The sequence below is a fragment of the Mariprofundus sp. NF genome (assembly GCF_013387455.1).
GTDB lineage: Bacteria > Pseudomonadota > Zetaproteobacteria > Mariprofundales > Mariprofundaceae > Mariprofundus.
Genome location: NZ_VWNC01000011.1, coordinates 10,484 through 34,125, shown reverse-complemented (window position 1 = coordinate 34,125; position 23,642 = coordinate 10,484). Strand labels below are relative to the sequence as shown.

The window sequence follows — 23,642 nt, the reverse complement described above, 5'->3', positions numbered from 1 at the left end:
TATTACAACTAACGCGATAATTAAAGCCATCCCATGGCTTGTTCTATTACAACTAACGCGATAATTAAAGCCATCCCATGGCTTTAATTATCTTGTTCCTCAAAGAACCAGCGGACTTCGGAGAGATCATCTTTGATCGGAGCTGGCGGCAGGTTTCTGGCCACTTCACGGCCATAACCCTTCACATAGAGCCGGGAATCAAGCAGCGCCATGACACCGCGATCATGAACCGAGCGAATCAGCCGCCCTGCCCCCTGCCTGAGCGTGGCAATGGCTTCGGGCAGTTGAATATCGCCAAAACCATTTCCTCCCTGCTCCTCGCAGCGTCTGATACGTGCCTGCAGCAGCGGATCATTGGGTGGCGCAAATGGCATTTTATCGATAATCACCAGACTTAACGCTTCACCCGGCACATCCACCCCCTCCCAGAAGCTGCGTGTTCCACAGAGCACGGAGTGGGTATCGTTGCGAAAGGTTTCGAGAATAGCATCGCGGCTACCACTCTCACCCTGAATCAACACGTTCCACGGTAGCCGTCGGGCCAGTTCAGGGCCAATCTGATTCAGAGCCTGCCATGAGGTAAACAGCACAAAGGCACGACCGTGGGCGGCACGGATCAGTGTCTCCATCTCATCGGTCATCGCATCCAAACCCTGCTCTGAACGGGGGTCTGGCAGATTACGTGGCAGATAGATCATCGCCTGAGTTCCGTAATCAAACGGGGAGGCGTGAAAGCTTTCAGCCGCATCCTCAAAGCCCAGCCTCTGTTTTGTATAGGCAAATGAACCGGATACCCGCAAGGTGGCAGACACCAGTATAAATGCAGAGGGGCGCTCCCAGAGATGCTGTTTAAGAACCGGCCCTGTCTCTACAGGTGCCACCACATAACGGCGATTATCTGCATCGCCATCACTCCAGCCCACGAACCCTTCAGCCGGTTTCCGAACCATGGCGATTTCAGCAACAATCTGCACAGCACGATCAGCCATTCTAGCCAGCTCTTCGCTGCGCTCACGTCGCGATTCGGCAAGTTTGGTCATCTGGTGCCAATACTCATCAACAGCTTCCAGATCACTCTTTTGCCAGGCCTCAAGAAGCTCTCGCCCCAGCAGAACAGCATCCTGTTTCAGGGCTGGTTCATCACCCAGCTCATCAAGCAGCGCCTGCATATCATTGAGCCACTGAATCAGGGTCAGGCGGGTCAGTTGGATACCAAAATGCTGACAGGCCAATTCAGGCAGTGAGTGCGCTTCATCAATCACATAGACATCAAAACCGGGCAGAATCTCTCCATACTCACCCGATTTCAGCGCGGCATCGGCAAGCAGCAGGCTATGATTGGTGACCACGATATCAGCTACCTGCGCCTTCTGGCGCGCCTTCATCAGCGGACACTCCTCAAAATCACCACATTTTGAGCCCAGACACTGATCAGCCGTTGTTGTGACCATCTGGCCGATGCCTTTGGCAAAAACATCAAAATCGAGCCCCGAGAGATCACCATCGCTGCTTGTCTGCGACCACTCCAATACCTTAAGCAGCGACTTCTTTTGCCATATCTCCAGCTGCGCACCACTGGCCGAACGACGCAAGTTTTGCGGGCAGAGGTAGTTGCTGCGCCCTTTCAACAGCGCCACCCTGCGCCGGACTCCCAGCGCCTTCTGCACGGCAGGCAGATCACGATGCACCAGCTGATCCTGCAGAGAACGGGTATGGGTTGAGATAAGTATTTTATCGGAGGAACGCAGTGCAGGAATCAGATAGGCCAGCGTTTTGCCGGTACCTGTTTCCGCTTCAGCCAGCAGCATACTCTTCTGATCAAAGGCTGCGGCAATCTCACCGGCCAACTTGATCTGCTCCTCGCGCCGGGCATAACCGGGCAAGCTATCAACCAATGCAGACGCATCATCGAAATCATGCCGGACAGTGCCGACCAGACTACTCATCGGTGGTAATATTCAGTGGGTGCAGGCAGGCGAAACCCTGTGCATTGAGTCTGGCATCAAAGCTAGCGCAATCACTCTGTACAACAGTACAGCGATTTCTGAACGGACAACCACTCTCAGCCACACCTTCATCGGTAGCTGCAAGCGTATCAACCGGAGTTCGCTCATCAGGATGGGCGATCGGCCGCGCTTTAAGCAGGGCATCGGTATAGGGGTGTCGGCAGTTGCCGAAAACATCAGCCACAGCCCCCTGCTCCACCACATAGCCGGCAAACATCACCGCCACATGATCGGCAATATGTCGCACCACTGAGAGATCGTGCGAGATAAACAGATATGAGAGACCACGATCCTTCTGGATATCATTGAGAAGATTAAGAATCTGAGCCTGTACCGATACATCCAGAGCTGAAACCGGTTCATCAAGCACCAGCACCTTGGGCTCCACAATCAGTGCCCGGGCAATACCGATACGCTGGCGCTGACCGCCTGAAAACTGGTGCGGATATCGATCCATGCCACCCTCATCAAGACCGCACTGATTCAACACTGCAGCTACCGCATCGCGGCGCTGACCTCGATTCATCGATGGCTGATGCACCTTCAACCCTTCTGCCACACTCTCCCAGATTTTCATACGCGGATTAAGGCTGGCAAAGGGGTCCTGAAACACCATCTGAATATGACGGCGACGCGATCGCAGTGCAGAGCCTGAAAGATGCGTCACCTCTTCATCACCCCAGAAAATCTCACCACTATCAGCTGCAAGCAGCTGCATCGCCATGCGCGCCACTGTCGACTTGCCACTACCCGACTCACCAACGATAGCCAGTGTCTGGCCTGCCTGCAGATCAAAGGAGAGATCAACCACCGCTTTTTTATCTGCGCCAATGGAGCGGAACATGCCGCCAGCGGCAAATGTTTTATTCAGGCCTGTGGCTCTGAGTACGCTGCTCATCCCGCCTCCCCATGCACGCAGCGGGCAGTGTGACTACCCTCATGCCATGCATCGGCCGCAACCGGTGCACTACAACTCGCATCGGCCAGCGCGCAGCGTGGTGCAAAGTGGCAACCGCTTGGCCAACTGCCCGGTGGTGGTACCTGCCCACCGATCACCGGCAGTGAACCACCGCTTTGCGAAACCTCAGGCCTGCATCCCATCAATGCACGCGTATAGGGGTGGGAGGGATGATCAAAAATCTCTTTTACAGGACCGGACTCAACAATCTGACCGGCATACATCACCGCCACATCATCACACATCTCAGCCACCAGACCGAAATCATGGGTTACAAGCAGGAGCCCTATACCTCTTTTTTTCTGAAGGTTTAGCAGCAGTGCGATAATGCGTTTCTGCACCGACACATCCAGTGCCGTGGTCGGTTCATCAGCAATGATATAATCGGGGTCGGCAGCCATAGCCATGGCAATCAATACACGCTGACGCATGCCTCCGGAGAGTGAATCGGGATACTGCTTAAGCAGCTGTTCGGTATCCTGCATGCCGACATCATCCAGCAGGTCGATGGCTCGCTGCCTTGCCTGCTGCTTACTCAGATCCAGATGCAGGCGGATCACCTCAATAAGCTGACTGCCGATCGAAAAGACCGGATTGAGTGCGGTCATCGGCTCCTGAAAGACCATCGCGACATGACCACCACGGGTGCGACGCAACTGTTCATCACTCATCTCAAAAAGGCTTTCGCCATCAAGCAGAATATCGCCGCGGCTCTTCTCTACACCCTGAAACTCGCCAAGGCGCAGAATCGCCTGAGCTGTCAGAGATTTACCGCAACCGGACTCACCGACCAGACCAAGCACACGTCCGGGCTCCAGTTGAAGTGAAACACCGGATACGGCCTCAACCCGCTTTCCCTGAATCGAAACGGAGAGTGATAGATTACGAACTTCAAGCATGGCGGCAGTGTGACCGATGCGCCTGCCCCTTTCCAGAAGAATTGAGCAACGCTCATTCATGTGATGAAAACAGTGATGGTCTAATCCTGAATTAGCGCGATACCCTGCGCATAATCAACTCCATCAGCAGTGGAATTTCAACGGGTTTCTGTATTGCATCACTATGAGAAATGGAGGCAGCGGCCTCCAGTTGAGTCGCTTCGCCATAACCAGTCTGGAATATGATCGGCACAGTTGCATCGATATCTCTGATCTCTTTGGCTGCAGTCACGCCACCCTTATTCGGCATCACAACATCCATCAACACAAGATCGATCTCTGACTGTTGTGTTTCGAACACCTCAACCGCCTGTTCACCGTCAGCAGCCTGTAATACGCTAAAGCCGCTGTGCCTGAGCACCTCTGCCAACACCTGACGCAAGCTCTCTTCATCATCAACCAGCAGGATAGTGAAACCGGCACCGTCAACTACGGCCTCATCATGCCCCCTGATTTCGACAGGCTCAGCACTGTATAGCGGCAGATAGATCGAAACCTGCGTGCCCTTGTCAGGTTCACTTTGCAGATCAATAAAACCGCGATGGTTCTGCACTGCCCCATAGACCATCGATAGCCCCAGGCCTGTGCCCTCACCCACCGGCTTGGTTGTAAAAAAGGGCTCGAATACCCGCTCCAGAAGCCCTGCATTCATACCACAACCATTATCACTACAGCTTAGACAGCACCAGGCTTCTTCATTCGCCATCTCAGGGAATCTGGCTACTAATCGACTATCGCTCTCTGGTCTTACCACTGCCAGTTTCACCTCGATCTCAGGTTTTTCACAACCGCTTACTGCATGTTGCGCATTGGTAACCAGATTTAGTAGCACCTGCTGCAGTTGCCCTGCATCACCTTTGATCCACATTTCATCAGATCGAGGGTAATCAAGCCTGAACGAAATATTCTCAGGAACTGAGGCGTGTGCGAGTTTATGTGCCTCTTTCATAAACACCTTCAGATCCATCGCATGCATATCAGTTCTATCCTTGCGCGCAAAGGTAAGCATCTGCTGAATAAGCTGCGCACCGTGCTGCATGGAGGACTCCATACTCCTGATCCGAGCCACTGTTCTGGCATCATCCTTGTGATGGTTACGCATCAGATAAAGATTGCCAACAATACTGGCCAGAAGATTATTAAAATCATGGGCCACACCACCAACCATGGTACCAACAGCCTCCATCTTCTGTGACTGCATCACCTGCTTCTGCATCGATTCAGCCTCGCTTAAATCCTCATGCACTGCGACAAAATGGGTAATCTCCTGCTGATCATTGAAAATTGGAGCCACAGAGAGGTGCACAGGAAAAATGGTCCCATCCTTTTTACGGTCCAGGATACGCCCGACCCATGGTTTGCCATCCTTAATGGTTTGCCAGAACTGCTGATAAAATCCTTTTGGCTGCTGCTTACTGTTTAGAATTGCAGGTGTATTGCCAATCGCGTCCCCTATCGAAAAACCGGTATTCTTAGTAAATCCCGGATTCACATACTGAATGGTGCCTTCAGCGTCCGTAATGATGATGCTCTCACTTACCGATCCTATGGCACTGGTCAGTAGACGCATCTTCTCATCCTGCTCAAGGCGCCCGGTAATATCACGCGCGATACCAGCAGTACCGACTACATTCCCTTCAGCATCAAACACTGGCGACTTGAAGGTTTCATACCAGCGCAGTTCCCCATCCACCTTCACCAGCTCTTCCACCTGCTTAGGTTCACCCCGCGCCATCACATCACGGTCATCCGATTGATAGCCAAGGGCAAGCTCTTGCGGCCATGCATCCATATCGGTTTTACCTACCAGTGACTCTGCACTGGCCATGCCACAGGCTCTGGCAAAATTTTCATTGGCTGCAAGATAGTTCCCCTGTTCATCCTTCAGCCAGGCAAGGAATGGCAGGTTATTCAATATCGCATGTAAGGAGCTACGTTCGCTTTCAGCCTGCTTAAGCGCCAAGGTCAATTGCTGCTGCGCCTCTCTTCTTTCGGTGATATCACGGATAACTGTCACCGTGGCAGGCCCACCTTCCCACTCCATAGCCGTAGCAATTACTTCAATCGGAAATACTTTGCCATCACTTTTACGGAGCCCTTCGATTTCAGAAGGGCCTATAGGCATCTTAAAACGGTGTGCCCGTCTATCCGCCATTTCATAAAAACGTCTGAATCGTTTACTGGCATAATCACGGGCATCACTACCGATGGCAGCATCAATTGACGGCACTCCAAACATCTCCAGTGCCGCCCTGTTGGCAAATACCACCTTCTGATGCTGATGCACCACTACCGCATCAAAATCCGCATCAAGAATACGTTGCATTCGTTCTGCAGTTTTAGCGACCTTCTGCTCAGCCAACTTTCTCTCCGTAATGTCTCTAAAAACACCCTGCAGTACAGGTCTGCCATTTATTTCAGTCTTATTGGTACTGATATCAACCGGCACATCTTTACCATCAGCGCGGCGCACCACCACATCAGGAATAAATGAACGCTCTTCATGAGCATGATCAGCAAATACCTTCTTATAATGCTCAAGCTCTTCAGGCGGATGTAGTTGTCCCTGATGCATGCCGATGATCTTCTCACGTGGCAGACCCAGCATCTTCTCTGCGCGTTCATTCACATCAATCAGGATACCGGTCTCTACATCACCGACGAATATTGCATCATTGGATGATTCAACCATCCTGCGATACTTCTCTTCTGATGCTTTCAACTTGATCTCTGCTGTTTTGCGTTCACTGATATCACGGAAAACAGCCTGAACAATGCCTTTACCATTGACCGCAGTGATATTGGCGCTGATATCTACCGGCACATCCCTACCATCGGCTCGGCGCACCAGCAGATCAGGCATAAAGGCCCTGTCATCTTGGACATTATCAATAAATATCTGCTTATATCTCTCTTTCTCTTCGGGAGGATGAAGCTCTGATTGATGCATACCGATAATCTGGTTACGCGGCAAACCAAGCATTTTTTCAGCCTGTTCATTGGCATCAATCAAAATACCGGTTTCGGTCTCTGCTACAAATACCGCATCATAGGATGACTCTATCATCTTGCGATACTTCTCTTCTGATGCTTTCAGTTTATTCTCTGCAGCTTTACGCTCGCTGATATCGACATGGGTTCCCACAAGGCGGGGAGGGGTAAGCGGCTTGCCATCAGCATCTACCGCCAATCTGGCGCGCGCCAGGATATCTACCCAGTGTCCGTCTTTGTGGCGCATGCGAAATTCGACTTCATACTTGGACGATTTTCCGTCGATATAGGCTTGGGCATGGCTTAGTACTTCTTCCTTCTGAGCCGGATCAACGAGTTTTGCCCACACATCCAGCGTGTTACCCAGTTCATCTTCCTTATAGCCAAGCATGGCCTTCCAGCGAGGCGAGTAATAGACCCCATTGGTTTCCAGATTCCAGTCCCACAAACCATCATCGGCACCCTGCAGGGCAAAATCCAGTCGAGCACGGCTTGTGAGTAAAGCCTTCTCGGCCTGCTTACGCTCGGAGATGTCCCTGATAATCGCTCGACCTGCAATAATAACACCATCAGCATCATACTGTGGCGTGGCTGAGACTTCGACATCAATGCAACCGCCATCCTTTTTACGCAGTGCTGTCTCCGCCAGAGGGTGGAGTTCCCCTGCAAACACACCTTTGATGCGCTTGCTTGTTTCCTCCTGGAATTCGAGGCAAATAAGCTCCATCACGGGCATGCCAATCATCTCTTCCCGGGTATAACCCAACGTATCGAGTTCCATCTGATTCACATCTATAATGCGGCCATCGACATCTACAATATGCATCATATCCCGAGCCTCATTGAACAGACTACTATAGCGCTGTTCAGTATCACTCAACTTGCGTTCAACCTGCCTGCGACCTGTAACATCCAGCCACGAACCCACCATCTCGACAGGTACTCCGTGCGAATCTTTAATCACACGTGCATGATCCAGGATCAGCATCCAATCGCCTGAGTGCGCTCGCACCCGATAGGTTAAATCAGTCTCTCCCTTCTCAACAACACGATTCAGGCATTCTTCTACAGCGGGGAGATCATCAGGGTGCACATGCTCCTTCCACCACGGCGTCTCAATAAATGTGCAGGGGGAGTAACCCAGAACATCCTGCATCTGGGGACTGAAATAGGTCGGTACAAACGTACCTTCGCCCTCCACCTGCCGCCATTCACAGCGGTACAAAATAGCCGGAGAAACGGCAACGATGCGCTCCAGTTCAGATTTCAGGGCCAGTAGCTTCTGGCTCTCAACCAGCTTCTCTTCAGCCTGCTCATAAAGCTGTTTAAAACGTTGAATGCGATCACCTTCAAGACCACGAATTACATCAAACTGGGTCAAAATGCCCGCAGGTTTACCCTCATCATCGACAATCACCATGCGCCGAATACCTGATTCGCGCATGGTCACAGAAGCCTCCAGAAGAGAGGCGCTTCCTAGCATCGTTTTGATCGGTGATGTCATCACCTCAGAGACAGTAATCTCAGCAAGGTCAACGCGTTCAGCCACCAGTCTGGCTGCATCGCGCTCGGTAAATATCCCAACTGCTCTGTCGCCACTACTGATGACCACACAACTGATCGAGCGATCATGCATCAAGGAGAGCGCATCAAGCAGACTGGCTTCAGATTCTACGGTCGCCACATTACGGCTCATTGCATCGGCAACCGGTTTGGCTTTCAGGAAATCATCATAGGAGACTGCTCTGAGAATATCGGTGAAGGTGACCAGCCCTTCAAGCTTTCCATGCTTATTCACCACCAGAAGGTGTCGAATATGGTGCTCAGCAAGAAAATCAAAGGCTTCGTAGACGTTCTGGTTACTCTCCACAGTTACCGGATCGTGCTTGATCATCTCAGAGACCAGTGTCTTATCCACATCCCGCTGCTGACTACCAGCATGTACCAGATCACTTTCAGTGATAATGCCACTGGGTTTGCCTGCATCGGTGACAACCACCAGACAGCTGATTTTATGGCTGGCCATCAGATGTGCAGCTGCACTCAGTGTGGTTTCAGGTGAAACCGTGATCACATTGTGCGTTATAATATCTGCAATCGTCAGCGTCATAGTTTCATCCTTCCATGGATTCCTAGTTTATGCCTGCGGTTTTAACATAGTGAGCGGATCAAGCAGGCGGTCAAGTTCATCGGCATCAAGGATCGATTCATCCAGACATACCTGACGCACGGTTTTACCTTCACTCACCGCCTGCTTGGCAATCTGTGATGCCCTGTCATATCCAATCACCGGTGCCAGTGAGGTGACCATACTCATGCTCCACTCAATCTGCTCTGCACAACGCTCTCTGTTTGCCACAAGCCCGTTGATGCATTTATCGGTAAACATACGCGAGGCAGAGGCCAGCAGACGCTCTGATTCGAGCAGGTTATGCGCCATCATCGGCAACATCACATTCAGATCGAGCAGGCCTGATGCACCCCCAAAAGCGATGGCTGCATCATTACCGATCACCTGTGCACAGACCTGAGCCAGAGATTCGGCAATCACCGGATTGACTTTACCCGGCATAATCGATGAACCGGGCTGCACAGAAGGCACGGTGATTTCACCAATGCCACAGCGTGGGCCGGCATTGAGCAGACGCACATCGTTGGCAATCTTGACCAGAGAGACAGCCACCGTCTTCAGCTGTCCTGAGAGCTCAACAGCAGCATCCTGAGCTGCCTGTGCCTCGAAATGGTTGGCGGCTTCATGGAACTCGATACCGTAACTTTTGGAGAGTTCAGCAGCCACTTTTGCACCGAACTTCGGATGTGTATTCAGCCCTGTACCAACCGCTGTACCACCCTGAGCCAGCTCGGTGACTCTTGGTAAGGTGGATTCAAGCCGTTTAATACCCAGTTCGATCTGACGTGCCCAGCCGGAGATCTCCTGACCCAGCGTAATCGGTGTAGCATCCATCAGATGGGTGCGCCCTATCTTCACGGCATCCATGGTTTCAGTAGCCTTTAACTCCAGCGCACTGTGCAGGTAACGAAGTGCAGGCAGAAGCTCATGCACCAGCAGATCGGCTGCGGCCAGATGGATCGCAGTAGGAATTACATCATTGGAAGACTGCCCCATATTGACATGATCATTGGGGTGTACGGAGATGCTCTCATCGATCTGGGCACAGCGATGGGCGATCACCTCATTGGCATTCATATTGGTTGAGGTGCCGGAACCGGTCTGGAAGATATCAACGACAAACTCCTCATCCCATGTTCCCTCTACCACCTCAGCAGAGGCACGAACAATCAACTCAGCCTGATCTGCAGCGAGTTTACCCAGTGCACTGTTAGCTGTGGCCGATGCCTGCTTAATGCGGCCAAGTGCACGGATAAATTCGCGCGGGAAACGCAGATCAGAAACAGGAAAATTCTCCACTGCACGCGCCGTTGAAGCGCCATACATGGCGTGCTCGGGCACCATCATCTCACCCATCGAATCCTTTTCTACTCTCATATTCGACATCACTTCTCCCGTCTAACGCACAAGATGGTCAAATCGTCATCCTGCTCATTGCGTCCATATTCGTTTAACTCATCCAACAGCATGGTTGGATAGTGATCAAGCGGTTCTTCCAGATGATCCGCTAACCACGTCCTCAACCGGGCCTCGCCAAACATCTCTTTGCCAAGCCGACTGGATGTTTCGGTGACACCATCGGTATAGGCCAGCAAAGTATCTCCCGGCTCAAGCTCGGTTCGCACTACCTCATAGGTGATGCCTTTCATCAAACCCAGCGGTGGTGAAGAGGCCTCAAGCGGCCTGATTCCCTCAGCATTGGCCAGCAGTGGCGGCACATGTCCGGCATTCATCCAGACCAGCGAATGGGTCTCGGGCTGCAATTTACCCATAAACAGGGTCACAAAACGACCGGCAGCCATGGAGTCACAGAGCGTCTCATTGAGATAGTTGGCTGCCACCTCAATCGGCCAGTCCACAGCCGCCAGACCGCGCAACATCGCCTGCAGGTTGGCCATGGTCAATGCCGCCGGATAACCCTTACCGGACACATCAGCCACCATCAGCCATACACGCCCATCCTCAAGCTCGATGTAATCGAAATAGTCGCCACCGACCGAATAACAGGTCTGCTGAAACCCCTCCAGCTTGTAATATGGAATAACCGGTGCATGTTTGGGTAGCAATCCCTGCTGAATCTCTGCTGCAATGGCCAGTGAATCTTTCAGATCCTCACGCTCCTGCAGACCAAGCATGGCGGTATTCAAACCTCTGGCCAGCTCACCAAACTCATCATCGAGCAGTACCGGCACCCGCCCGCTAAACTGGCCTTCAGTCAGGTGATGAAGGCCGGTTTTCAGTGACAGCGTCACCTGCTTGAGAATATGGCTGATAAAACCAACAAGAATCACACCGGCAGTGATGCTCATGGCCAGCAGAACCATCGCCTGGGCGAGAATGAAATGTTCCTCCGCGACCTGCCCCTCCTGCGAGAGATAAACAAACAGGCCGAGAATCAGCGTTGGAATAAAGCCGGTGACCAGAAAAACAAGCCAGGGTCGATATTGCGATGAGGTGAGATAGCGCTCCACATGTTCACTGCCCAATTCAGAGACAAACAAACCCTGATGGGCAAACTTTGCCCGCAGGCGCGTGCTGTAAACAACCGAACTTGCAACTGCCAGGGCCGGAGCCAGCACACCGGCACCGAAACTAAAATTCAGGGTCAGGGCGAGAAACATCCGCCATGTGAAGAGGTGCTCTCCCATCAATGCCACTGAACTGATCACAATGATCAGATAAAAGGCAAAAATCCAGCCGGCTATCGTATAGGCTTTGAGTGTTCGCCAGGGAAAATCGGCCATCACCGATTCGATCAGACGCCGATGTTTTTCCGGGTTATCACGCGAGATAAGGAATGTTTTCAGTGGCTGAAAGGACCACCATGCGGCACCACAAAAGAGTACGGTAAACACTGAAATATCGAGTAGTGACAAGACAAAAGAGATGCCCAGATCCGAGGCGTTACCATTGACCCGCATCACCAACTGCCCGAGCACAAAAATCAGCGGCAGCGGCCAGAGATAGAGCAGATAGTTGCGGAAATGTTTATTGAAGATTCCCATCCCCTGACCCTATCCGCTTTTTTTCTGGAATTCACCTGCAGCTTTACGCACTGCCTGCCACCACTTCACGACACGTAACGACGCAGCTTACTGCCATCATGGCAGCATCTTATATTCACGCCGGAAGAGTCAAAACGGATAGACGCTGATCCATCTTTTCTGTATGCTTTTCTAATCATCGGGAACAGGCATGACCAAGCTCATCATAGCCATCAAAGCTGTCTCACTGATTCATCAGGTCACGCTCATCTTTACCATGTTCCCCACATCAGGGAGGCTCTCTTGGACCGGTTAAACAGCTCACAAATTAGAAATATTGCACTACTGGATCACGAAGGCGCGGGTGAAACCACGCTGCTGGAGTCGATGCTGCACAGCGCCGGCGTGACCAACCGCATGGGCCATATTGATGCCCACAACACCGTTAGTGATTTCGATCCTGATGAGAAGCAGTATGAGAAGTCACTCTACTGCTCCACCCTCTCATTTGATTACAACGATCTGCATTTTAACTGTCTTGATGTGCCGGGTTCACCCGATGCCATCGCCGAAGTAATGACCGCCCTGCATGCAGCCGAGTCAGCCCTGATCTGTGTGGATGCCTGTGATGGCGTCAAGGTTAATACGCGCAGGGTGTGGCGACTGGCCAGCCAACGCGGTATTCCACGCATTATCGCGCTAACCAAACTTGATGCGGATACGGCAGATTTTACGACCGCACTTGCAGCGGTTAAAACTGAATTCGGTAACCGCTGTATCCCTCTCTACATTCCCAACGCCTCATCTGCAGCATTCACCGAGGTTTATTCGGTACTGCACAACAGAGATGCCAACGCTGAAACGGCTGCAGCGTATGAGCAGATCGTTGAGGCGATTGTCGAAACCGATGATGATCTGATGGAACGCTACCTTGAAGGTGAGACAATCAGTGAAAACGAGCTTACAGGCGCCCTGAAAGAGGCGCTACTGCATGGCAACCTGTTTCCGGTCATACCGACTGCAGGAGAGCATGAAACAGGCACCAGGGCGCTTCTGGATCTTTTGAGCGATCTGGCCCCGGCTCCGGATAAGATTGAACGCATCGTTGAGCAGTGTGGTGAGCCTGTCTCGATTAACGATATCAAAGGTTTCTCGGGTTATGTCTACCATACTGAATCCGATGAATTTGTCGGGCGCATCTCCTATCTTCGCGTTCTCTCCGGTTCCATCTCAGCCCACGATACATTCATCAATCGCCGCTCTGGAAAAGAGGAGAAAGCGGGTCATATCTTCCGGGTGATCGGCAAACAGCAGCAGGATATCAGCAGAGCCGTAGCCGGTGATCTTGTGGCCATACCCAGAGTTGCCGATATGCACGCCTGTGATGTGATTACTGATGCAACAACCGATATTAAACTTGATGAGATGAAGTTTCCGATGCCTATGGTGTCGCTGGCAATCCGCCCCAAAACAACTAAGGATGACCAGAAACTGGGCATGGCCCTGCATGAGTTTGAAAATGATGACCGCACCTTCCAGGTGCATAGTGATTCACAAACCCACGATCTGGTCATTAGTGGCATGTCTGACCTGCATCTGCGTCTGGTCCTCAATAAACTCAAACGCCGCTACAAGGTGAAGGTGGATACGTCCACGCCTCGAGTCGCCTATATGGAGACCATTACGGCGGCTGTGCAAGGCATTGATTATACACACAAAAAGCAGTCCGGCGGTGCCGGGCAGTTCGGACGGGTGGTGATCAATGTGGAACCACTTGCTCGCGGTGAAGGTTATGAATTTGTCGATAAAATCCATGGCGGCGTCATTGATGCGGTGTTCCGAAGTTCAGTGGATAAAGGGGTGCAAGCGGCCATGCAGGAGGGTGTAATGGCCGGTTATCCGGTAGCAGACGTGCGTGTCACCCTGGTGGATGGCAAAACCCATAGCGTCGACTCCAAGGATATCGCTTTCCAGATCGCCGGACACAAAGCCTTCAAAAAGGCCTTTAAACAGTGCCAGCCTGTACTGCTTGAGCCGATTGTGAAAATGGCCATCTCAGTGCCGCAGGATCATATCGGTGATATTATGGGTGATCTCAATTCACGCCGGGCTCAGATTCTCGCCACGGATATGAAAAGCAGTAGCGCCATCATCGAAGCCCAGGCGCCCATGGCAGAAATTCAATCCTATCAGGCACAGCTCAAAGCGATGACTCGCGGTGAAGGCAGTTACACCATTGAGTTCGATCACTACGATGTGGTTCCTGCTGCAATTCAGAAGCGTATTCTCAATCCGTCGGCTGCCGACTAACCGGTATAATTAATTGCCGGCCTGTAATCATGCGGCCGGCAATTAACCAGCCCCCCCTCAACTGCTGCTAATCACCTCTTCAATAACCGTGCTGAAATGGGCCAGATCGTAGGGCTTTTCAAGATATCCATCATAGTTCTGGTAGACCATTTTACGATCCAGGCTTTGCGCCGAATAACCGGATGCCACGATCACAGGAATTTCAGGATAGTCTCGTTTGACCACCTTGAGCACCTCTTCACCCCCCATCTCCGGCATGATCAGATCCAGCACCATCAGGTCGATGAGATCGCTATATTTAGCCATCATCTCCAGCGCCTGTTTACCATTCTCTGCAAGCAATACGTGGTATCCCCTCTCCTTCAAAAACTCGGAGACAATAAACCTTAATACCTCCTCATCATCAACAAAGAGAATGGCTCCGTTCATCTCTCCCTCAGGCAAAGGTGAAAGTTCCCCGATTTCAGTATGAAGCAGACTTTCAGTTTCTACTATCTCCTCTTCAATGGCCGCAGGAAGATAAATATGGAATGTTGTCCCCTTGCCAAGGGCACTGTCCAGGTAGAGGAAACCACCATGGTTTTTGATGATGCCATAAACCGTTGCCAACCCCAGACCTGTGCCTTTACCAATCGCTTTGGTGGTAAAGAACGGATCAAAAATCTGATCACGCACGTCATCGGGAATGCCACCGCCATCATCAGTCACATCGATCAACACGTAACTGCCACATAGCGCTGAGGGGTGAGTATCAACAAAGGCCTGATCTATCACCTCATTACGCAGTGAGATTTTCAGCTCATGGCCACCGGCATCAAGAATTGCGTCTCTGGCATTCACACAGAGATTCACCAATACCTGATGTACCTGAGTTGGATTGCCTCTGATCGGCCAGAGAGAGGGAGAGACATCAGTATAGATGCGCACACTTCGATCTATCGTTTCGCGCAGCAGCGCCTCAACCTCTGCGACAAGAGCACCGGCATCGATCTCCTCCACTCTGGTTTTTCCTTTTCTGGCGAAACCAAGAAGCCCCTTGGTAAGCTCGGCTGCACGCAAGGAGGCCGAGGTGATGGTGGTGATATAACGCTCAACGCTTTCGCGATCTTCGATTTTCATTCTGGCCATCTCTGCCGATGACAAAATGGCCGCCAGAAGGTTATTGAAGTCGTGGGCAATGCCGCCGGCCAGCGTGCCAATGGATTCCATTTTCTGGACATGGAAAAGCTGCTCTTCAAGGCTGCGCATCTGGGTCACATCCTGAATAATACCCTCAAAACCGATCGCCTCATCTTCATCATCAAAACGTACACGTGATGTCACCAGTGTCTTAAGAATGGCGCCATCCTTGCGTTTAAACTCAATCTCGCGCTCTTTAATCTCCCCCTTGGCCAGAAGCTCTCTGATCACATTTTGACGTTCATCAGGATCAGCATAGATGAGAGCACCATCTCGAATCTCCTGGATCATCTCAGCTCTATCGGTAAAACCGAACAGATGAACCATAGCCATATTGCAGTCAATCAACTGACCATCCAACGCATTGATATAGAGAGGCTGAGCAATATTCTCGAACAGCTCTCTGAATTTGCGCTCACTTCTCTCCAGTTCATGCGTTTTCTTCTGAATCTCACGGTTCTGTTTACGTAGTGAGGATGCCATATCGTTGAAGTTTCCGGCCAGACGGCCAATCTCATCCTTATGATCGACGGAAATTTTGAAATCGAGATTACCCTGGCCGATTTTCAGTGCCCCATCCGATAGCTGTTCAATCGGTTTAATGATGCGTCGCATAGGCAGATAGATCAGAGCGCAACCGATCATCATCAGTAGCAACGTAGCCCAAATGGTAGTGATCAGTGTCTCCTGCCATTTTTTTGTGATTCCTGTTGTTGAAAGGCCCAGACGCACAAAACCAGCCACCTGGCTCTCTTCTCCTTCAAAACGCACAGGCACCATGAAATCCACGTAACCGCTGCTACTCTGATTAATCTCACTTTTACTTTCAGAAAAGCCGGTGCTGAGCGCCCTGGCTTTCATGGCCTCAGGAAGTTTCAAGTCATGCTTCTTCTCACCGAGTCTCTGCAATAGCGTGCCATCAGCCAGATAGATATCGATATAGAGAATATTGGGCAGCCCCAACATCCCCGATGCGACCTGCTGCACAAACTCACCATCCTCCAGTACGACACCCAGACGTACACCTTCAGCAAGGCTCTCTGAGAGGGAGCGCGCCTGCTGGCTCAATGCACCTTTCAGTGCCTGACTCTGTGTCACCAGAAAGTAACTGGCTGCGGCAGCCATAATGGCCATAATCAGCAGCGCGACCAACAGGTAGATTCTGGCTCCAAAGCCCAGTTTGATGCGTTTCATTTGCTCACCCTCGCCTGCCTGAGAAGCGTTTCCGGCACAGTAATGCCCATCTTTTTGGCGACCTTAAGATTGATCGAAAGATCGGCATCACGCGCCATCTCAATGGGAAAGTGGTTCATGTTTCTATCTGCCAACATACGATTGGAGAGCTCCCCGACCTGACGACCGAGCGTCTCATTCTGAACAGTGAATGCAAACAGTGCTCCGGCGCGCACATATTTATCAGAGAGGCCGATCAATGCCCGGTTCTGTTCACGGGCTGTAAAAAAGAGATAACGCACAACATCCCTGGAGCGCATCAACTGATCAGGAATCATCCAGTAGGCTGTATTCTGCTCGGCTAATAGCAGCTTAGCCTGCTCCACAGCCTCCGTCGTCGATTTCACCTGTTTAGCAAGCAGCTGTTGATTCACCGCCAGACAGGCTTTTTCTCCACGGCGAATCAGAGCTTTGCTTTGATCAGGGTCATACACCACAGCCACACGTTTCACATCCGGAAGCAGCTGACTTAACACCTTCATCTGTCGTTCCGGGGCGACACTCATAGAGACACCGGTCATATTCTTCGGCATCACTTGCAATCGGTCATGAGGGTTTAACACCATAACAAACAGAATCGGTATATCGGTCACCTCTCCGGCAAGCGCCAGCATAGCCTCACTGCCGATCACCAAAATCTGATCCGGTTTACGAGCCCTGATTGCGCCGATCATGGCGCGTTCATCACTCAAATCGCCATCCTCTTTACGAGCAAACACCTTGGTATTGGCGACTGATGTTAATTTGAATCCCGCCAGCGCCTCCACATAGGGGCGCACATTGGGATCCAGTAGCACAACCACCTCTTTGGCCGTCGCAGTAGCTGGCAACAGCAGGAGCAACAAGCCGACAAGCGAAAAGAGTCTGTTGTAGCTGAACCCACTACTCCTCACGGTATACCTCTCGCAAGGCGCTCAGGCGACTACCGATCGGTGGCACTTCATCACGATCGATCTGCACATTAATCACAACCGGTCGTTTCAGTGCAATCAGCTTATTAATAAGTTTGCGATTCAGCGCTCCGGGTTTGTTGATGCGAACACCGACTGCGCCAAAACTCTCGGCCCAGCCGACAAAATCAATAGAGGCAAAGGTGTGTGATGTCTCCATCGCCTGCTCCGACATCGACTGCCCATGGCGCACCATGCCCAACCCACCATCATTGAGAATCACCCAGATCACAGGAATACAGTGACTCACGGCAGTGGAGAGCTCTGTACCATTCATCAGGAATCCACCATCACCGACGATAGCCACCACTGGCCGCTCTTTTGCAGCCAGCTTGCCACCGATTGAAGCGGCCACTCCATATCCCATACAGGAGAAACCAAGTGCCGCAAAAAAGGTTCCCGGTTTTATAATCGGCAGGTAGTGCAGAGCCCAGGCCAGATTGTTGCCGATATCGATAAAAAAGATGGTCTCATCCGGCACTGCAGCTCTGATATCAGCCATTAGTCGCTGCGGTTTAATCGGCGAGGCCTCTGAAGTGATCTTCTCCAACTCAAGCATCATCGGATGTTTATCAGCAAACTCAACAAACCGTCTGGTGCGAATATGCCGCTCCACGCTGGTCACCCGATGCATCCGTTCCAGCTCATAAAGCAGCTCTTTCACGACCACCTTGGCATCACCGGAAAGCGGTATCACAGAGGCGTAATTGCGTCCGAACTGGTTCGGGTCGATATCGATCTGGATAATGGTTTTGCCTCTGGCCAGCTTCTCACTCCAGCCATGCGTGGCCCACTCATTAAAGCTGGTGCCTACAGCAATCAGCAGATCGACATCCTCATCCAGCAGATAGGCATCGGCTCTCGGTGAGCCGCCAAAACCGAAACAGCCCAGTGCCAGCTCATGATTTTCAGGGAATGTCCCCTTGGCCTTGGGTGTGGTCGCAGTGGGAATCGTCAGCAGCTCGGCCAGCTCTTTAACCTCTTTTGTAGCCCCCGACCAGAGCGTGCCACTGCCAACCAGCATGGCCGCCTTCTTGGCCCGACCAATCAGTTTAACCGCCTCTTTAACCGAACTGCGGTCAAAATGTTGTGGTTGGTTGTAACTGCTGAACAGTGAATGGGAGATGGCGTTCTCATCTACCTTCTCTGCCATCACATCGGATGGAAGGCTCAGGTGTACAGGCCCCCGCTTGCCCGAAAGTGCCATACGGATCGCTTTACGGAACATATCATCGGCAAGCGACGCGTTGATGATCATCGCACTGTAGTTGGTGCTCTTCTTGAATATTTCGACCACATCTATGCCTTCATGCGACGAGTCCTGAAAAGCGCTCTTACCGAATTTACTGATCGGAATCTGGGCAGTCAGAGCCAACACCGGAATCGAATCAGCATAGGAGGTGGTAATACCTGCAAAGAGATTGGTTGCACCCGGACCTGTCGTTGCACAGCAGACGCCAAGGGTGCCACTGACACGGGAGTATCCATCAGCCATGAATGCAGCACCCTGCTCATGCTTGGTCAGGATAGGTTTAAGGCCACCCCTGAGCTCGGCTTTTGCCAAAGCGTTATAGACAGGTTCAAGTGCGCCACCGGGAATACCGAATACATATTCCACCCCCTCTTTCTCAAGGTAGTGGACAAGAAGATCGCCATTCTGAATCTCATCCGGCACTTTTTCAGGCACCGGGTATTTGATTACATTACTCATCAGGGTAGCTCTCGCTCCTCTACGCCTTCATAGAGGATGTCCTCACAGGCAATCGGCAGAAACGTCCCTGACTCGTTTTCAAAGGCTTCGATGTAACAAGGAACAACACCTGTATAAAAGGCTAATGACAACATCCTATAGATTTGTTTGGGCATGAACCCCATATCAAGGAAGCGAGCCATCATGTAGCCGCCGTAATTAATGATCATTTTGTATTTCCGCAACAACTGCTCTATTTCCATAGCAACTGAGAGATAATTTCCATCATCAATGCCAAGCTTTGCTGCCGCCGCTGATAAGGGAGCAATTCGTTCATCACCTCGAAGCAAGGGGCGACCAAAGCCATACACAATGCGTTTTTCTTGAAGTTGCGACTGAATAAATAATGATAGTCCTTCTTTGCCATCCGCGTCATAGATTCGCTTGGCATTCAGTAACAGACACGCCGCCTTGTAATCAGATTGTCTTCCATACAAGCTTGCTTCAGCACTGGCGATTCCAGCTGCAAAAGAAGCGGTAGCAGTACATTTTGCTGATCCCGCAAGAGAGGCCACTCGGTTACACCAAAGGCGAGGGTCAGGGTACCCTGTCATGATGAAGGCAGTTTCGATCAACTGAGCTTGCTTTGCTGATACAAATTGTCCCGTTGCTGACAATACCATTGTTTGCATCCACGTTGCTCTAGATGCCAATTCTTGATGAAGGTTAAAACCATGAAGCGTCGCATCTCCTCCGATAGTCCACCCACCTGACTTGGATGTAACACGGTCACGTTGCTCAGAAAATTCATTCCAACTCATTTTTCACTTCCTACTTTTTTCGTAGGTTCAGGGCCTTCATAGTTATAATATGATGGGTCAGCCCAAAAAGGGTATTCGTTCCAGTTGCGAGGTAGTTGTTCAACCCCATGAGCGAGAATCCCTGCCGAACCAGCAATCATGTAAATACCGGCACCATGTTCAGGACTAAATCCAAGATCACTTAACACGGCTGCAATCACTCCGGGCAATGAAAGATAAACCGGAGTTTTTTCTTCTGACAATATCAATTCAATTGATCGTGCTAAAGCCAATGCTTCACCTTCGAATCCGTAAATCAAGGTCATTAACTTCTCAGCCCTTCTGTCTCGCTCCCCATAATAAAGACCAAACCCGGGAGGTATTTCAGGCCAGGGTATGATTTCATCATCCTTGTGATCGTTCCAGAACGTCCGGTAATCGTGGATAAGTTGTTTCGCATAGGTGGATTTGTGATTAGAGCGACTTTCATTTGCAGGCAGTTGCCCATTCAGTAAGCGCATAGCCGCCTCAATGTGCATTCCGCCTTCCGCCATACCACCTCTTACGGTAAGCCCCGTAGTCAAAATCGTTGGTAACGGCGTTTTTCCTATTCCGCAGTTCATCGCAGCCCGTACAGCTGCATCTCGAGGACCGGGATTAGCTAAAAAAGCCATAACCTTATTGAGTAACAGGTTCTGCTCAGGTGTAGGCAATTCGCCCTGAGACATAAGAAACAGCATCTCAGTCCAACCATAATTTGCACTCAGCTTCTCGGCAGCGTAGCCGTGCCAGAGAGTCTTTTCGGCAACAAACGGATTGGTTTCAGAAGATGTTTCATGACAGATCGTTGTGCGAATAGATTCCCGTTTCGGCCGCGGTGGAAAAAAGGTTGGCATCAGAATTTATACTCCGCCTCAGCTAGCAGTGTGCGTCCAGGCCGAGGATAACCATTGGCAACCGTTACCGGTGATGGGTCATAATTTTTCGTATTGAAAAGGTTGTGCGCTTTGAATGAGAGTGTAAGCCCTTTCATCAGCCTCTCTGTGGAAACCCCCAGATCGACCACAGTAGTTGCAGGCATAGCTGCCCTAGTGTCCCCGGCTCCACGTCCACGTTTACCATCCCAGCGCAGAGCAGCATTGATATTTACCCAATCATCAAACAGGCCTGCATTAGCCCCGACTCGGATCCGATGCTGAGGTACATTCGGCAATATTAGCTGCGTCTGATTATCTTTCGATTTCTGATAGGAGTAGTTCAAATATCCATAGAGATACTCTTGCCAATCAGCTTTAAGCTCAACCTCTCCACCCCAAATCGTTGCTCCACCAGAGTTAATCGTTAATGGCGTCGTTGGTACAATTCGTTCGGTGAAACGATTATGAAACAGATTCGCGCTCAGCTGGTAATTATGTGTCAGCTTCCACACAAGGCCTGCTTCAAAGGTCTGCATTTTCTCCGGTATTAGATTCGGATTGCCTACCGATGCCGGGTTATTGATTTCGTACATCTCAATAAAACTCGGCGCGCGAAAAGCTGTGGCATAGAGTAGTTTGATATCGAGATTATCATTGGCAGACCAGACCAGAGCTAATCTCGGATTGGTCGTATTGCCGAAGTCGCTATAGTGATCAAAGCGGACACCAGCAGTCAGGATTAAATCATCTCTGATTTCCCACTCATCCTGCAGGTAAACTGCCGATACCTGCCGTTTGGCCGGTTTATTGTGATTAAAAACATTTGAGACATCGGCACCATTAACAATATGGTGCACATCGAACTGGCGCTGGAACTCCTGAGAAACACCCATGGTAAGGTGGTGACTCTGAAGAGGTTCAAACTGTAACCGCAGCTCTCCCGAATAGGTGCGATTCTTCAGAAGTGGATGACCTGTAGTAAAACCGGGCAGATTGATCTGCCACTCGGTGTCCCACTCAAACTGATCAACACCCACTCTTGCTTCAACATCAACACTGCCCAGGCGGTCTCTGTATTGAATGTTTCCATAGGCCTGTCGATTGTTGGTACGGGTTCGCGTATCGATCATATTGGTGATGGAAAGCGGTGTACCTCGGCGTTTATCAAGGTAAAGGGCTGAAAATGAGAACTTATCCATGCTGGCAATCAAGTGCGCTGTATCAGTCGAACGCCAGAAGTTCGTATAACCACTGTTACCCAGCGCATCAGATGCGACAAACTGCCTGCTACCGTCGGTGTCCAGCCGGTCATACGATGCAACAACACCGCCATCTGCATCACCCTGCCCTAACAACAGGTTGCCATGCCTGCGACTATTGTTGCCGCCACCGGCTTTAAGTTTAACCCCTTTAAAGTCACCCGGTTTTTTCATGATAATGTTAATCACACCGACAAAAGCGTTGGCGCCATAAAGGGCTGAACCAGGCCCTCGAATCACCTCGATACGTTTGATCTGCTCAATCGGGAATTCGTCAAACAGGTGGCTAAAACTCCCTTGGAATGGATTATTGATGCGGTGGCCATCAATCATCAACAGCACCTTATCCATACGTGATTTGATGCCTCGCACTTCAATATCTGATTCAGTCGAGATGGTATTCAGGTAGCTGTAACCGAAACCGGGAACGGTGACCAGCGCATCAAAAATATTGCGTGCGCCCATATTCTCCAGCTGGTGGTCGGTGATGACTGTGGCGATTGCCGGGGCTTTGCCCAGTGTGCGCGCTGACTGAGTCGCGGAGATGAACAGTTCATCCTCCTCAAACAGCAGCGAAAGGTCATCATTGATCTGATTTGCGCCTTCAAATTCGGCGGCTGACGCTGACGGCATCAATAGCCAGCCAAACAACATCGTAATTAGAATTAAATGGCTTCTTGCCATAGCTACTCCCCAAACCTGATTTGCCTTTATCGACATAAAATCAAAGCAAATCACATTACCCATACTCGTTATCATTCCACACCAAATCGGCATAAAAACTCAAACGGCTGAAGATCCTCTTCGAAACATATGGAGCTTCCTGCATAACCCGGCTCATTGCCTGGTTAACCGGTAACATTACTCTCCCTAAAATAATGAATACCGATCGACACTGAACCTGTCTCGCAACTTCCGAGACGAATGGGAAGCCTGATCGCACCGCCAGATTCTTCAATCCCCCATATGGGGGACAAGGAAAACCCTTTATTTTCAACAAATTCTCAATAAATCGTCAAAAAACCATCATACCCGTGGCGGCCTTTTCGATCAAATATGATGGTAATAGAAAAACCTGACGTAGTCATTGAAGTGATATGAGGTCAGTTGTTTAGTTGATACAGGCCTAACGCGAAAGGGCAGAGTAACATTAAGTTACTCTGCCCTTTCTTTGTTGGTGGCGCTTCAGGGACTCGAATTAGCCACATAAACACTTAATATTAAATGATATTATTTTATTATTAATGATATATACCGTAAATTATACCGTAGAATTGATGTCATCACATAGCATTT

The 23,642-nt window shown here is 50.7% G+C and carries 13 protein-coding genes; 1 reads left to right on the top strand and 12 read right to left on the bottom strand.

The window, feature by feature from the left end; genetic code table 11:
- Positions 1–83: 83 nt before the first annotated feature.
- From F3F96_RS11980 to F3F96_RS11955, 6 genes are all read right to left on the bottom strand, one after another.
- A complete protein-coding gene (locus F3F96_RS11980) occupies positions 84–1,946 on the bottom strand; it encodes an ATP-dependent DNA helicase (protein ID WP_176963517.1) in 1,863 nt (620 codons plus the stop codon).
- Complete coding sequence (locus F3F96_RS11975) at positions 1,939–2,904, bottom strand: ABC transporter ATP-binding protein (RefSeq protein WP_176963516.1); 966 nt, start codon at positions 2,902–2,904, stop codon at positions 1,939–1,941. The genes F3F96_RS11980 and F3F96_RS11975 overlap by 8 nt, the downstream gene beginning before the upstream one ends.
- Entirely contained in the window at positions 2,901–3,863 is a 963-nt protein-coding gene (locus F3F96_RS11970) for an ABC transporter ATP-binding protein (protein ID WP_176963541.1), read from the bottom strand. The genes F3F96_RS11975 and F3F96_RS11970 overlap by 4 nt, the downstream gene beginning before the upstream one ends.
- Before the next feature lie 91 nt (positions 3,864–3,954).
- Positions 3,955–9,003, bottom strand: a complete 5,049-nt coding sequence (locus tag F3F96_RS11965) for a PAS domain S-box protein (RefSeq protein WP_176963515.1) — start codon at positions 9,001–9,003, stop codon at positions 3,955–3,957.
- 27 nt (positions 9,004–9,030) lie between these two features.
- Positions 9,031–10,410, bottom strand: coding sequence for an aspartate ammonia-lyase (locus F3F96_RS11960; protein ID WP_176963514.1), 1,380 nt, complete (start codon positions 10,408–10,410; stop codon positions 9,031–9,033).
- Positions 10,410–12,029, bottom strand: coding sequence for a PP2C family protein-serine/threonine phosphatase (locus F3F96_RS11955; protein ID WP_176963513.1), 1,620 nt, complete (start codon positions 12,027–12,029; stop codon positions 10,410–10,412). The genes F3F96_RS11960 and F3F96_RS11955 overlap by 1 nt, the downstream gene beginning before the upstream one ends.
- A 282-nt stretch (positions 12,030–12,311) precedes the next feature.
- Between F3F96_RS11955 and fusA the strand changes: the two genes are divergently transcribed.
- Positions 12,312–14,318 (top strand): elongation factor G, encoded by a 2,007-nt coding sequence (fusA, locus tag F3F96_RS11950; protein ID WP_176963512.1) that lies wholly within the window; start codon positions 12,312–12,314, stop codon positions 14,316–14,318.
- Between the two features lie 57 nt (positions 14,319–14,375).
- Here the strand turns inward: fusA and F3F96_RS11945 are convergent, their stop codons facing one another.
- Genes F3F96_RS11945 through F3F96_RS11920 form a run of 6 tightly spaced genes read right to left on the bottom strand, consistent with a single transcriptional unit; the run spans position 14,376 to position 23,030 of the window.
- Entirely contained in the window at positions 14,376–16,691 is a 2,316-nt protein-coding gene (locus tag F3F96_RS11945; protein ID WP_176963511.1) for a hybrid sensor histidine kinase/response regulator, read from the bottom strand.
- Entirely contained in the window at positions 16,688–17,623 is a 936-nt protein-coding gene (locus F3F96_RS11940) for an ABC transporter substrate binding protein (RefSeq protein ID WP_176963510.1), read from the bottom strand. The genes F3F96_RS11945 and F3F96_RS11940 overlap by 4 nt, the downstream gene beginning before the upstream one ends.
- The gene (locus F3F96_RS11935) at positions 17,613–19,391 is read right to left on the bottom strand and encodes a thiamine pyrophosphate-binding protein (RefSeq protein ID WP_176963509.1); all 1,779 of its coding nucleotides are present in this window, start codon (positions 19,389–19,391) and stop codon (positions 17,613–17,615) included. Before F3F96_RS11935 ends, F3F96_RS11940 begins: the two co-directional genes overlap by 11 nt.
- Entirely contained in the window at positions 19,391–20,191 is an 801-nt protein-coding gene (locus F3F96_RS11930) for a citrate/2-methylcitrate synthase (RefSeq protein ID WP_176963508.1), read from the bottom strand. Before F3F96_RS11930 ends, F3F96_RS11935 begins: the two co-directional genes overlap by 1 nt.
- Positions 20,188–21,066: a hypothetical protein gene (locus F3F96_RS11925; protein WP_176963507.1), complete on the bottom strand. Its 879-nt coding sequence runs from the start codon at positions 21,064–21,066 to the stop codon at positions 20,188–20,190. Before F3F96_RS11925 ends, F3F96_RS11930 begins: the two co-directional genes overlap by 4 nt.
- On the bottom strand, positions 21,066–23,030 hold the full coding sequence (locus tag F3F96_RS11920; RefSeq protein WP_176963506.1) for a TonB-dependent siderophore receptor: 1,965 nt from the start codon (positions 23,028–23,030) through the stop codon (positions 21,066–21,068). Before F3F96_RS11920 ends, F3F96_RS11925 begins: the two co-directional genes overlap by 1 nt.
- Positions 23,031–23,642 lie beyond the last annotated feature (612 nt).

Excerpts from the sequence above, each read along its gene's own strand:
- F3F96_RS11980 (WP_176963517.1), bottom strand. The coding sequence starts at position 1,946 with ATGAGTAGTCTGGTCGGCACTGTCCGGCATGATTTCGATGATGCGTCT.
- F3F96_RS11975 (WP_176963516.1), bottom strand. The coding sequence starts at position 2,904 with ATGAGCAGCGTACTCAGAGCCACAGGCCTGAATAAAACATTTGCCGCT.
- F3F96_RS11970 (WP_176963541.1), bottom strand. The coding sequence starts at position 3,863 with ATGCTTGAAGTTCGTAATCTATCACTCTCCGTTTCGATTCAGGGAAAG.
- F3F96_RS11965 (WP_176963515.1), bottom strand. The coding sequence starts at position 9,003 with ATGACGCTGACGATTGCAGATATTATAACGCACAATGTGATCACGGTT.
- F3F96_RS11960 (WP_176963514.1), bottom strand. The coding sequence starts at position 10,410 with ATGTCGAATATGAGAGTAGAAAAGGATTCGATGGGTGAGATGATGGTG.
- F3F96_RS11955 (WP_176963513.1), bottom strand. The coding sequence starts at position 12,029 with ATGGGAATCTTCAATAAACATTTCCGCAACTATCTGCTCTATCTCTGG.
- F3F96_RS11945 (WP_176963511.1), bottom strand. The coding sequence starts at position 16,691 with ATGAAACGCATCAAACTGGGCTTTGGAGCCAGAATCTACCTGTTGGTC.
- F3F96_RS11935 (WP_176963509.1), bottom strand. The coding sequence starts at position 19,391 with ATGAGTAATGTAATCAAATACCCGGTGCCTGAAAAAGTGCCGGATGAG.
- F3F96_RS11930 (WP_176963508.1), bottom strand. The coding sequence starts at position 20,191 with ATGAGTTGGAATGAATTTTCTGAGCAACGTGACCGTGTTACATCCAAG.
- F3F96_RS11925 (WP_176963507.1), bottom strand. The coding sequence starts at position 21,066 with ATGCCAACCTTTTTTCCACCGCGGCCGAAACGGGAATCTATTCGCACA.
- F3F96_RS11920 (WP_176963506.1), bottom strand. The coding sequence starts at position 23,030 with ATGGCAAGAAGCCATTTAATTCTAATTACGATGTTGTTTGGCTGGCTA.